This is a genomic window from Bariatricus sp. SGI.154, from assembly GCF_050313795.1.
Taxonomy (GTDB): Bacteria; Bacillota; Clostridia; order Lachnospirales; family Lachnospiraceae; genus CAMBRQ01.
In genome coordinates this window covers 1-11,765 of sequence record NZ_JBNPMC010000045.1, presented here as the reverse complement: position 1 = coordinate 11,765, position 11,765 = coordinate 1, and the positions used below count along the sequence as shown (strand labels likewise).

The following is an 11,765-nucleotide window of genomic DNA, read 5'->3' as shown; positions in this document are numbered from 1 at the left end:
AAGAAGACAAGATTCGTTTTCAAAAACCGGTGTGGCTTTTGCCGCACCGGTTTTTAATACGCTGATTTTAGTTGGCAAAGCATCAGGAGGGAACTGCCGGTGGCAGATCCTGTCGGTGGTGCTTTTATGATATATCTTAGACTTCCTCTCCATTTTTATATTTTTCTACTACATGGTGAATACGGTCAACCGGATTCAGGATACTGCTGATAGACCCATCATGGTTCAGCGTATCAATCATCAATGCGATATATTTACTCATATCACAATTGATATAGTAAGGACGCTCAAGCAGTTTCGGTGTCTGATAGATCAGATTCGTCGTAAGGACTGCGTCAAGTATGCCTTCTTCGTATGCCTGGTCGAATTTCTCAAGACCATTGGTGAACAGTCCGAAGGTTGCTGCGGCGAAGATGCGTCTTGCTTTGCGCTGCTTTAACTGGCGGGCAACATCCAGGATGCTGTCTCCGGAGGAGATCATATCATCCAGAATGATGACATCCTTGCCTTCTACAGAAGAACCAAGGAATTCATGTGCAACGATCGGGTTGCGGCCATCTACGATCTTCGTATAGTCGCGGCGCTTATAGAACATACCCATATCAAGGTTCAATACGTTAGCCAGATATACAGCACGTCCGGTTGCACCTTCGTCCGGGCTGATAGCCATCATATGATCAGCATCAATCTGCAGATCATCAAACCGGCGGAGCAGACCTTTGATGAATTGATAGGTAGGGCGAACCGTCTCGAAACCATTCAACGGAATCGCGTTCTGTACTCTTGGGTCATGTGCATCGAATGTAATAATATTATCTACACCCATGCGTACCAGTTCCTGAAGTGCAAGTGCGCAGTCCAAAGATTCGCGGCTGCTTCTCTTATGCTGGCGGCTCTCATATAAGAACGGCATAATAACGTTGAGACGGCGTCCCTTGCCTCCAATAGCGGCAATGATACGTTTCAGGTTCTGGTAATGGTCATCAGGAGACATATGGTTGATATGTCCGGTCAGTGAATAAGTCAGGCTATAATTGCAGACATCCACCATCAGATAGATATCCTTACCCCGAACGGATTCATTGATAATACCCTTGGCCTCTCCTGAGCCAAAGCGAGGAACTTTTGCATCGATCAGATAAGTATCACGCTCATATCCATTAAAAACAGCTTCATCCTTTTGGGCGTGTCCTTCTTCTTTTCTCCACTTTACAATGTAGTCGTTTACCTTATTTCCCATTTCTGTGCAGCCGTCAAGAGCAATGATTCCAAGTGCTCCTACCGGTATGTTTTCTAAAATGCGATCATTACGGCGTAACATCTTTTGTACCTCCCAGGTTTAATAGTTTTTTTTGGATGCGGATGTCATCACCCGTGAGGCGCAGAATCGTGTAATTGCTGCTGATACGGGAGAAAGTCCGCTCAGAATAGATGGATTGTATATCGTCCAATGCAAGATTGGTTGATATTATGGTTGCTTTCTGTCTCAATATACGTTCATTCAGACAGATGAATAACTGCGATGTGGTGAATGAGTTCGCAAGTTCTGTTCCCAGATCATCGATAATCAACAGGTCGCAGTCATAGATATGCTCATAAGTATCGGACGCTTGTCCGTCTTTCTTACCGAAAGTACTCTGTGCAAATATATCAAATAATTGAGTTGCTGTAAAGTATACAACGGAATAAGATGCATCGATTAATTCTTTGGCAATACAATGAGAGAGGAAGGTCTTGCCAACCCCTGTGTCTCCGTATAGCAGGATGTTATGAAATTCATCGGAAAAAGTATCTATGAATTCATGACAGACCTTCAAAGCGGTCTGCATAGATTCAAGCGAAGATCTTCCCGTGAGAGGATCGATATGATTACTTGAATAGTAATCCAGAGAACAGGTAGAGAAGTTCTCTTTATCCAGAATCTCCTGTAAATTAGACTGAGTATATAGAAGATCGGTAATTGCTTTCTTGAAGCAATGGCATTTGGCGGTTCCGATATATCCGGTATCCTGACAATCCGGACAGGTATAGTGAAGTTCCAGATAATCTTCCGGTAATCCGTGAGACTTAAGCAACTGCTGCTTCTTAAGCACCAATGAACTTAGTTCTTCTTTTAAAGAAGTAAGCGCAGAACTGTCTCCGTCCAGAAGTCTGCGGGCTTTCCTGACGCTCAAAGAAGAGATGGCATGATCCACCTCTTCAAGAGCCGGAATCAGAGAATACGCTGTCTGATAGCGGTCTCTGAGTCGATGCTCATTGTCTAATTGCCGTTGTTCATATACACGCATTAATTGATCATATTGTGAATTGGAAAGTGCCATATAATGGTAGTTCTCCTTACTCTATAATGTGGTCTGGTCTGATTATTGCTGGACCAATCTGCGTTCCAGATCGCTCATGTCGTAAGAGCGACCGTTAAAGTTGTTGAATTTATTGCTTTTAAGCGTATTCGCAGGTTTAACTGCCTGCTTTTTCTTGCGTTCTTTTTCCTTCAGATAGTTGGCATCCAGCGCGTCAATATCTTTCAGATGATGAACATTATTGCTGAGCCATTTCTTTAAAATCGTATCCGTATATTCGAAGTTGGGCTGATGAATCGTATTCATGGTACGGTTACAGGCTTCCAGGATAATGTCCAAAGTAAAACCGTATTCCTCGTTCCATTTCTTAATATAAGCAGTCTCAGAAGCGGCAGGAGCACGTCCTTTGATGCCGTAAGCGTTCAGAACGGAATAACAATTCTTGTTGTACATGACCGTGCTGGACTTGGCTGCCGATACGGTAGTGATCTTCTGCTCGTTCCAGGACAGTGCGACCTTCTGGATATAATGCATACTCTTGTGACCGTTCTCTACGCAGTATTCAATCAGATATTCAATCAATTCTGCGGACATATGAAGCGTATCAAAAAAGTATGTAATCGTATCAATATCTACGGCAGACAGTGTCTTGCCCAGATACTGCTCTGCTACAAAGAGTAGTTCTTTGAACTCCTTGCGTTCCTGGCGGTTCCGGTATTGTTGGATATTCGGCGCAGGAGCCGTACTCTCGGGCGCGATTGTCTGCTGTGAGGTTGAGGAATCTGCGACCATACCCGAGTGTTCGTCAAGCGTGGCAGGAGATGCCTGTGTGCCGGTTCCGGGACCGGGATCTGATTCGTCACGGTAATCAAGCAGTCCTTGCTTCTTCCAGTAATTCAATGCGCGAAGCACGTCCTTCTCCGTACATTCCAGAATATCTGCCATCCCGGAGATGGACAGAGTCTCACAAGACTTGTTCATATGGCGCAGAAGAAGAAGATAGACCTTCACATATTCGCCGTTCGCCTTAATCATATAATGGTCTATAAATTCATTCTCAAGCACAGTAGTATTCACTTGTGCATATTTGGTAAGTGTCAATCTCTTCATAGTTCTTACGCCAGTCCTTCCTCTTAGTTCGTGTCTCGTAGAGATATTATAGCACTAGAAAGACCGGCAAAAAAGAAATTTTTGAGCCAAAAATCAGGTTTTTTGTGGATAAAAATCTGTGGAAAATGTGGATAACTAACGTTTTAAGAGATCTTCCCCAATGTTTACAACGTCTCCGGCACCCATAGTTATCAACAAGTCCCCTTTATGACACTTTCCTATACAGAAGTCTTCGATTTCCCCAAAGGAGGAGAAGTAATATGCGTCACAGCCTCTCTCTTTCAGTGCATCTGCAATATCCTTGGAAGAGATGCCTAAGGTATCCGTTTCTCTTGCAGCGTAAATATCTGCCAGAATGATATGGTCTGCATTCATTAATGCTTCCACGAATTCTGGGAACAGTGCCTTAGTCCTGGTATAAGTATGTGGCTGGAAGACACACCAAATATCCTTGTGCGGGTAATTGTGCGCTGCAGTCAGGGATGCAGCAATCTCTGTCGGATGATGTGCATAATCATCAATAATGGTGATGCCGTTCACTTCGCCTTTTAACTCGAAACGGCGGTTCGTTCCGTGGAACTCTTTAAGTCCGGTTTTGATTGCCTCAAGAGGAACATCAAGTATATCAGCAGCAACGATTGCAGCCAGTGCATTGGATACATTGTGGTCTCCATTAACGGACAGGGAGATTCTGTCGACAAAAGTGCCGGATTTTACCAGGTCAAAAGATGCCTCTCCCAGATTATTATGAAGGAGATTGGTGGCACTATAATCCATGGAACTGTTGCTGCCATAACGGATAATTCGGCATTTTAACCCCTCTGTGATACCGTCAAGGTTCGGAATATCTCCGTTGATAATCAGGGTTCCGTCTTCCGGAAGAAGTTCGGCGAATCTATGGAATGAGCCTCGGATATCATCCAGATCTTTGAAGAAATCCAGATGGTCTTCGTCGATATTCAGGATAATGCCGATCTTCGGGAAGAAATGAAGGAAACTGTTCGTATATTCACAGGCCTCTGTGACGAATACTTTAGAGCCTCCTACACGAATATTGCCGCCGATTGCTTTTAGGATGCCGCCGACGGATATGGTAGGATCAAGTTCGGCTGCAAGCAGTATATGTGAAAGCATGGAAGTCGTCGTAGTCTTGCCGTGAGTTCCGGATACTGCGATTGGAGTATCGTAGTTGGTCATCAGTTGTCCGAGCAGTTCCGCACGGCTTAACATTGGCAGTCCGCTCTTCTTTGCAGCTTGATATTCTTCATTGTCTTCGTGGATTGCCGCGGTATAGACAACCAGGTCAATGCCAGGAATAATATTCGATGATTTCTGACCATAGAATATGGTTACCCCCATCTGCTCCAAATGATTGGTGAGGGCGGATTCTTTGTTGTCGGATCCGGAGATCCGAAATCCTTCTTTTAACAAGATCTCTGCAAGACCGCTCATGCTGATTCCGCCGATTCCTATAAAGTGTACATGTACAGGTTGTTTAAAATTAATTTTATACATAAATACCATCCTTTTCGTATGTTTTGCTGCTTTTTGGAAATAGTCATAAAAATAATTCTCTATTCATATTATTATATACATATATGGAAAAAAAACCAAGTCGTAAGTTTTTGTGATATTTTAATAAAATGTTCACGAAAAATTCATTTTTTTTGTAAAATTTGTTCACGACTAAGGAAAACTATGCTATAATGTAACCTAAGATTACTGAGGAGGGGTGATGACATGAGAAAAAAAGAGATGATAGCAATGTTGCTGGCAGGAGGACAAGGAAGCAGACTTGGAGTTCTTACTGCGAAGGTTGCCAAGCCGGCCGTTGCATTTGGAGGTAAATATAGAATTATTGACTTCCCGCTCAGCAACTGCATTAACTCAGGAATTGATACTGTCGGAGTGCTAACGCAATATCAGCCATTACGATTGAATACACACATAGGAATCGGAATTCCGTGGGATCTGGATCGTAATTTCGGAGGAGTTACGATTCTTCCACCTTATGAGAAAAGCAGCAACAGTGAGTGGTATACCGGTACGGCGAATGCGATATACCAGAATCTGGATTATATGGAGACATTTAATCCTGATTATGTATTAATCCTGTCAGGCGACCACATCTATAAGATGGATTATGAGGTGATGCTGGATTACCATAAGGAGAATCACGCGGATGTTACGATTGCAGCCATGCCTGTACCGATGGAGGAAGCAAGCAGGTTCGGTATCGTGATTACAGATAACGGAGGCAAGATCTCGGAGTTTCAGGAGAAGCCAGCCACGCCTAAGAGCAATCTGGCGTCTATGGGTATCTACATCTTCAGTTGGCCGGTGTTGAAAGAAGCGCTGCTCGCATTGAAGGACGAGCCGGGATGTGATTTCGGAAAACATATTATTCCTTATTGTCATGAAAAAGGTGAGAGATTATTTGCATATGAGTTCAACGGATATTGGAAGGACGTGGGAACGCTTGGCTCATATTGGGAAGCCAATATGGAATTGATCGATATTATTCCGGAGTTCAATCTGTATGAAGAATTCTGGAAGATCTATACTAACAGCGAGATTCTTCCGCCGCAATATATCTCGGGACAGTCAGTAATTGAGAGGAGTCTGATCGGCAATGGATCGGAAGTATACGGAGAGGTGCGTAATTCGATCGTTGGTTCAGGGGTAACCATTGGAGAGGGTGCGGTTGTCAGGGACTCTATTATAATGAAAGACGTTAAGATAGGAAAAGGATGCGTAATTGACAGGGCGATCATCGCTGAGAATTGCGAGATTGGCGATAATGTTACGCTTGGAATCGGCAGCGATGTGCCGAATAAGTTAAAGCCGGCAATCTATTCGTTCGGTCTTGTGACGATTGGAGAGAATTCAGTAGTGCCGGGTGGCGTGCAGGTTGGAAAGAATACTGCCATTAGTGGTGTGACGTCCAGAGATGACTATCCGAATGGTGTACTGGAAAGCGGAGAGACATTGATAAAGGCAGGTGGACGAGCATGAGAGCAGTAGGTATTATATTAGCAGGCGGTAATAACAACAGGATGCGCGAGTTGACCACGAGGAGGGCAATTGCGGCGATGCCGATCGCCGGAAGTTACAGGGCGATTGATTTTGCCTTGAGTAACATGTCGAATTCGCATATTCAGAAGGTGGCGGTGCTGACTCAGTATAATGCACGTTCGCTGAATGAACACCTGAATTCATCCAAGTGGTGGGATTTCGGCAGAAAGCAGGGGGGCTTGTATGTATTTACCCCTACGATTACGGCGGATAATGGCTATTGGTACAGAGGAACCGCGGATGCAATTTGCCAGAATCTGGATTTTCTGAAGAGATGCCATGAGCCTTATGTGATTATTACATCGGGTGATGCTGTATATAAGATGGATTATAACAAGGTGTTGGAATATCATATTGAGAAGAGGGCTGATATTACAGTGGTTTGCAAGGAACTGGATCCAGGCGAGGATGCCAGCCGCTTCGGAACCCTGAAATTAGACGAATCTATGCGCATCGAGGAATACGAAGAGAAACCGATGGTGGCGAATTCGAGCCTCATTTCAACAGGAATCTACATCATCAGAAGAAGGCTGTTGATCGACCTGATCGAACGCTGCGCAGAGGAGGAAAGGTATGATTTTGTAACTGATATTCTCATCAGATATAAGAATCTGAAGAAAATGTACGGTTATAAGATAAAAGATTACTGGAGCAACATATCAACAGTAGATGCTTATTATCGGACTAACATGGATTTCCTGAAACCGGAAGTAAGGAATTATTTCTTTAGGGAGTGTCCGGAGATCTATTCTAAGGTCAGTGATCTGCCGCCAGCGAAGTACAATCCTGGCTCGGCTGTGAAGAACAGCCTTGTGGCAAGTGGAAGTATTATCAACGGTACGGTGGAGAATTCGATCCTTTTCAAGAAGACATTTGTCGGTAATAATTGTGTGATTAAGAATTCAATTATTCTGAATGACGTTTATCTTGGGGACAATACGTATATTGAGAATTGTATTGTGGAAAGTCGTGACACGATCAGAGCAAATACACGTCATGTTGGGGAAAATGGTGTGAAGGTAGTTATGGAAAAGAACGAGAGGTATGCACTTTAGTGCTGCGGCTTGTAAGAAAGGGGCTAGAGGAAATATGCAAATCACAGATGTACGCGTACGCAAGGTGGCAAAAGAAGGAAAGTTAAAGGCAGTAGTGTCTATTACTATGGATGAAGAATTCGTGGTACATGACATTAAAGTCATCGAAGGAGAAAAAGGACTCTTCATTGCGATGCCAAGCAAGAAAGCATTAGATGGCGAGTATCGAGATATTGCACATCCAATCAACTCAGGAACGAGAGAACGTATTCAGAGTATTATTCTCGAAAAATACGAAGAAGCATTGGAAGATGAGGAGGAATAAAAAAGAGAGCGGAGGCTCTCTTTTTTATTTAGGTAATTGGGGACGGGGGAAATTGAAATTTCCCCCGTCCCCAATTGAAATAACCCTGTCCCTTTTTAAATTTGCCCTGTCCCTTTTTGTAAATTAAAGTGCATCATTGTGTGTGTCTTGGGATGTTGAAAATCCAGTCTGTAAGCGCATAATCTAATTTCCTGCCAATCACTGAAATCCTTGCAATGCTGATTATACTTGGTGTCGCCGATAATCGGACAGCCGATGTTGGCAAGCTGGACACGGATCTGGTGATGGCGTCCGGTGTCCAGTTGGATATCAAGTTCGGTAGGGGACAGGGGAAATTGCAATTTCCCCCGTCCCCAATTAGAATCGGGGTGTCCCTTTTTGAAATAGCCCTGTCCCTTTTTGACAACCGTATAATGTAGGCGGGCGATTTTCGCACCAGAAGTATCTGGCGTGCAGATTCTCGAGGTGTTTGTCCGGGCGTCTTTTACCATGTAATTTTCTAACGTATCTTCTTCCTGAGGCGGCTGCCCATCCACAAGTGCGCGGTAATATTTCCCGAATCCCTGACTCTGTAATTGACGGTTCAATTCTCTGGCGGCAAATGGCGTCTTGGCAAAGACGAGGATTCCTTTTACCGGCTGGTCCAGCCGATGAATGACGGCGAGGTAAGGCTCTCCTTTGTCAGAGGTACTCCAGGAAGAGTTCTGATAAATGTGATTCTTAAGCAGACTGACCATATCGGGAGTGCCGATCCGCTTGCTCTGGGTGGCGATTCCGTGAGGCTTTACGCACACCAGAATGTGTTTATCTTCGTATAATATCTCTAAAGTATCTGATTTCATACATGAATTCTCCTTGACTTTGAATCTTACTGCTCTTATCATTTAAACATAGTGTGTAAAAATATGCAAATAAAAGCAGGGAAGGTATGCGGGATGGATTACATATTATTGATATTGGGATTTGTGTTATTGATAAAAGGAGCAGATTTTTTTGTGGATGGAAGTTCCAGCGTGGCAAAACTTTTAAAAGTGCCGACAATTATCATTGGTCTTACAGTTGTGGCGTTTGGCACAAGTATGCCGGAATTGTCAGTCAGTGTCACGGCAGCGATACAAGGGAACAATGACTTGGCAGTAAGCAATGTGCTTGGTTCTAATATATTCAATCTTCTGGTTGTGCTTGGATGCTGCTCGCTGGTCAACCCGGTACAGGCGAAATGGTCCCTGCTTAAAAAGGAGTTTCCTTTTTCTATATTAATTACTGCGATTCTGCTTGTCCTGATTCTGAATTTCTCGGCGACGAAGATATTCAGCGGGGATGGGAACTTTATGCTTGGAAGATGGGGAGGCGTTCTGCTTCTGATATTGTTTGGAATCTTCCTCGATGCGACGGTCAAAGAGGCGCTTGGCGCCAGGGATCAGATGGAAGGAGAGGAAGAGTATAAGGTGATGAGTCCTGCAAAAAGTGCGCTATACATTATTGGTGGTCTTGTCGGGATTGTTCTGGGCGGAGAACTGGTTGTAGACAGTGCCTGTAACATTGCGGAGGCATTCGGGTTAAGCCAGACGTTTATCGGACTTACGATTGTGGCTCTGGGAACATCGCTTCCGGAACTGGTCACTTCGATGGTGGCAGCAGGCAAGGGAGAGAATGATCTGGCAGTTGGAAATGTAGTTGGCTCGAATATTTTTAATATTCTTCTGATTCTCGGCGTGTCTGCGGCGATAACGCCGATCCGGCTGGATGTTGCGGCGATCTATGATACTGTGCTTCTAATCGTGGCGAGTCTGATCGTCTATGTGGCGGCGGTCAGTAAGCGAGAAATCAGACGGACAGAAGGGGCAATGTTTTTGCTGGCATATCTGGCATTTTTTGTATATATTCTGATAAGATAGAGGTGGATTTCGATAGATTTTGCCTTGACAAATACATTTTAATGGATTAGAATTACGTTTAATCGAATAACCTGTCGGCAATGATGGTTGCGGAAGACGGGTTTGGCGATGAAGAGGAATAGTAATTACAGAGGAGATTCCACAGAGAGAGAATCCACCGGCTGAAAGATTCTTGTATTGATGCGTAATGAACCTACCTTGGAGCCACTGTGTGAAAATGCAGCGTGACGCCAGCGTTAATGGTGAAGAGAGAGAACTGCGAGAGGGTCGCAGTTAACTAGGGTGGTACCGCCGAACTTTTCGGTCCCTTTTTCGGGAGCGTAAGGTCCGGTGTTTTTGTATTATTAAGATTTTTGATTGCCGGACATTGCCGAAAATATTTTCGGGAAATCGATAAATTAAGACTCCCAATGAATCATAGTGGGGCAAGGGTCCTGCGTAGAAAAGAAAAGGAGAAGAGAGACATGGCAAAGGAAAAGAAACTGGTAGAAAATATCACACCACGTGATGAAAATTTTGCACAATGGTACACGGATGTTGTGCGTGAGGCAGAACTGTGTGATTATTCAAGTGTAAAAGGATGTCTGAATTATTTGCCGAATGGCTATGCGATCTGGGAATTGATTCAGGCTGATCTGGACAGACGTTTCAAAGAGACAGGAGTAGAGAACGTATATCTTCCAACCTTGATTCCGGAGAGCCTTCTGGAAAAAGAAGCAGATCATATCGAAGGATTTGCACCTGAAGTAGCATGGGTTACACATGGAGGTATGGAGAGATTGCAGGAAAGATTGTGTATCCGTCCTACATCAGAGACGATGTTCTGTGATCTGTGGGCTAAGACGGTTCAGTCATATAGAGACCTTCCGAAAGTATGGAATCAGTGGAACTCAGTTCTTCGCTGGGAGAAGACAACAAGACCTTTCTTGCGTTCAAGAGAGTTCTTGTGGCAGGAAGGACATACAATCCATGCAACATATGAAGAGGCGGAGGAACGTACGATCCAGATGCTTCACGTATATGAGGATTGCTATAGAGAGACGCTTGCGATTCCGTTCGTATCAGGAAGAAAGGCAGAACATGAGAAATTTGCGGGTGCTCAGGATACCTATACAATAGAGGCATTGATGCATGATGGTAAAGCACTACAGTCTGCAACAAGCCATTTCTTCGGAAGCGGTTTCCCGGATGCATTCGGTATTAAATATGTTGATAAGAATAATCAGCTTCAGAGCGTATATGAGACTTCCTGGGGATGGTCTACAAGAAGTATTGGTGCGCTGATTATGGTTCACGGTGATGACAGTGGTTTGGTATTGCCGCCGCATGTAGCACCGGTAGAATGTAGAATCATTCCGATCGCACAGCACAAAGAAGGTGTGCTTGATCGTTCTTATGCACTTCTTGATGAGTTGAAGAAGGCTGGATATAGAGTGAAGATTGACGCTTCTGAGAAGAGCACCGGATGGAAATTCTCTGAGCAGGAGATGCTTGGTATCCCGACACGTATCGAGATTGGACCAAAGGATATCGAGAAGAATCAGGTTGTTGTTGTTCGTCGTGATAACCGTGAGAAGATCGCGGTATCCCTGGATGAGATTGCAACAAAACTGCGTGATATCTTAGAGCAGGAGCAGCAGGATATGTACGATAAGGCCAATGCATTCCTTCAGAGCCATATTGATACAGCAACAGAATTAGATGAGATGGTTGAGAAGTTCAAGGCTAACCGTGGATTCGTTAAGGCTTGCTGGTGTGGTGATCCGGAATGTGAAGGCGAAGTTAAGTATGTAACTGGCGGTGCAGCAACCAGATGTCTGATTGAAGATGAAGATATGATCTCAGACAAATGTATCTGGTGTGGCAAGCCGGCGAAACATATGGCTTATTGGGGCAAGTCATATTAATTCCGTTTAATTGGGGACGGGGGTTTTTGAAGTTTCAATGTCATTAAGTTAAGAAAACGTCCTAAGATAGTAGGGTATGTAGAAATACATGCTCTACTTTTTTTTGCAAAGAAATT

General features: G+C 44.1%; 10 protein-coding genes and 1 other annotated feature. Of the genes, 5 read left to right on the top strand and 5 right to left on the bottom strand.

All coding sequences use genetic code 11. The annotated features are described in order from the left end of the window. Positions 1–136: 136 nt before the first annotated feature. From ACQRBN_RS15340 to murC, 4 genes are all read right to left on the bottom strand, one after another. Positions 137–1,321 (bottom strand): ribose-phosphate pyrophosphokinase, encoded by a 1,185-nt coding sequence (locus ACQRBN_RS15340; protein WP_427739912.1) that lies wholly within the window; start codon positions 1,319–1,321, stop codon positions 137–139. Continuing rightward, a complete protein-coding gene (locus ACQRBN_RS15335) occupies positions 1,308–2,321 on the bottom strand; it encodes an ATP-binding protein (protein ID WP_427739911.1) in 1,014 nt (337 codons plus the stop codon). The genes ACQRBN_RS15340 and ACQRBN_RS15335 overlap by 14 nt, the downstream gene beginning before the upstream one ends. 42 nt (positions 2,322–2,363) lie before the next feature. After that, positions 2,364–3,410, bottom strand: coding sequence for a DnaD domain protein (locus ACQRBN_RS15330; protein WP_427739908.1), 1,047 nt, complete (start codon positions 3,408–3,410; stop codon positions 2,364–2,366). Positions 3,411–3,545: 135 nt separating this feature from the next. Beyond that, the gene (murC, locus tag ACQRBN_RS15325; protein ID WP_427739907.1) at positions 3,546–4,925 is read right to left on the bottom strand and encodes a UDP-N-acetylmuramate--L-alanine ligase; all 1,380 of its coding nucleotides are present in this window, start codon (positions 4,923–4,925) and stop codon (positions 3,546–3,548) included. A gap of 225 nt (positions 4,926–5,150) precedes the next feature. Here murC and ACQRBN_RS15320 point away from each other — a divergent pair, with 225 nt between their 5' ends. The 3 genes from ACQRBN_RS15320 to spoVG are packed head-to-tail and all read left to right on the top strand — an operon-like array spanning position 5,151 to position 7,844. Then, entirely contained in the window at positions 5,151–6,425 is a 1,275-nt protein-coding gene (locus ACQRBN_RS15320) for a glucose-1-phosphate adenylyltransferase (RefSeq protein WP_427739906.1), read from the top strand. Then, entirely contained in the window at positions 6,422–7,540 is a 1,119-nt protein-coding gene (gene glgD, locus ACQRBN_RS15315; protein ID WP_427739905.1) for a glucose-1-phosphate adenylyltransferase subunit GlgD, read from the top strand. The genes ACQRBN_RS15320 and glgD overlap by 4 nt, the downstream gene beginning before the upstream one ends. A gap of 34 nt (positions 7,541–7,574) precedes the next feature. Next, positions 7,575–7,844, top strand: a complete 270-nt coding sequence (gene spoVG / locus ACQRBN_RS15310) for a septation regulator SpoVG (RefSeq protein WP_427739904.1) — start codon at positions 7,575–7,577, stop codon at positions 7,842–7,844. A gap of 95 nt (positions 7,845–7,939) precedes the next feature. On the opposite strand, the gene ACQRBN_RS15305 is transcribed toward spoVG, so the two are convergent. Further along, positions 7,940–8,686 carry an RluA family pseudouridine synthase gene (locus ACQRBN_RS15305; protein ID WP_427739903.1) on the bottom strand — a complete coding sequence of 249 codons (747 nt, stop codon included), beginning with the start codon at positions 8,684–8,686 and terminating at the stop codon, positions 7,940–7,942. Positions 8,687–8,779: 93 nt separating this feature from the next. Between ACQRBN_RS15305 and ACQRBN_RS15300 the strand changes: the two genes are divergently transcribed. Both ACQRBN_RS15300 and proS read left to right on the top strand, forming a co-directional pair. Then, the gene (locus tag ACQRBN_RS15300) at positions 8,780–9,742 is read left to right on the top strand and encodes a calcium/sodium antiporter (RefSeq protein ID WP_427739902.1); all 963 of its coding nucleotides are present in this window, start codon (positions 8,780–8,782) and stop codon (positions 9,740–9,742) included. 99 nt (positions 9,743–9,841) lie between these two features. Continuing rightward, positions 9,842–10,054 (top strand) — a binding site (T-box leader). A 152-nt stretch (positions 10,055–10,206) separates the two neighbouring features. Then, on the top strand, positions 10,207–11,649 hold the full coding sequence (gene proS / locus ACQRBN_RS15295; protein ID WP_427739901.1) for a proline--tRNA ligase: 1,443 nt from the start codon (positions 10,207–10,209) through the stop codon (positions 11,647–11,649). Positions 11,650–11,765 lie beyond the last annotated feature (116 nt).

Bases quoted from the DNA above. Each gene is read 5' to 3' on its own strand.
- ACQRBN_RS15300 (WP_427739902.1), top strand. From the start codon at position 8,780: ATGGATTACATATTATTGATATTGGGATTTGTGTTATTGATAAAAGGA.
- ACQRBN_RS15340 (WP_427739912.1), bottom strand. From the start codon at position 1,321: ATGTTACGCCGTAATGATCGCATTTTAGAAAACATACCGGTAGGAGCA.
- ACQRBN_RS15320 (WP_427739906.1), top strand. From the start codon at position 5,151: ATGAGAAAAAAAGAGATGATAGCAATGTTGCTGGCAGGAGGACAAGGA.
- ACQRBN_RS15330 (WP_427739908.1), bottom strand. From the start codon at position 3,410: ATGAAGAGATTGACACTTACCAAATATGCACAAGTGAATACTACTGTG.
- proS (WP_427739901.1), top strand. From the start codon at position 10,207: ATGGCAAAGGAAAAGAAACTGGTAGAAAATATCACACCACGTGATGAA.
- glgD (WP_427739905.1), top strand. From the start codon at position 6,422: ATGAGAGCAGTAGGTATTATATTAGCAGGCGGTAATAACAACAGGATG.
- ACQRBN_RS15335 (WP_427739911.1), bottom strand. From the start codon at position 2,321: ATGGCACTTTCCAATTCACAATATGATCAATTAATGCGTGTATATGAA.
- spoVG (WP_427739904.1), top strand. From the start codon at position 7,575: ATGCAAATCACAGATGTACGCGTACGCAAGGTGGCAAAAGAAGGAAAG.
- murC (WP_427739907.1), bottom strand. From the start codon at position 4,925: ATGTATAAAATTAATTTTAAACAACCTGTACATGTACACTTTATAGGA.
- ACQRBN_RS15305 (WP_427739903.1), bottom strand. From the start codon at position 8,686: ATGAAATCAGATACTTTAGAGATATTATACGAAGATAAACACATTCTG.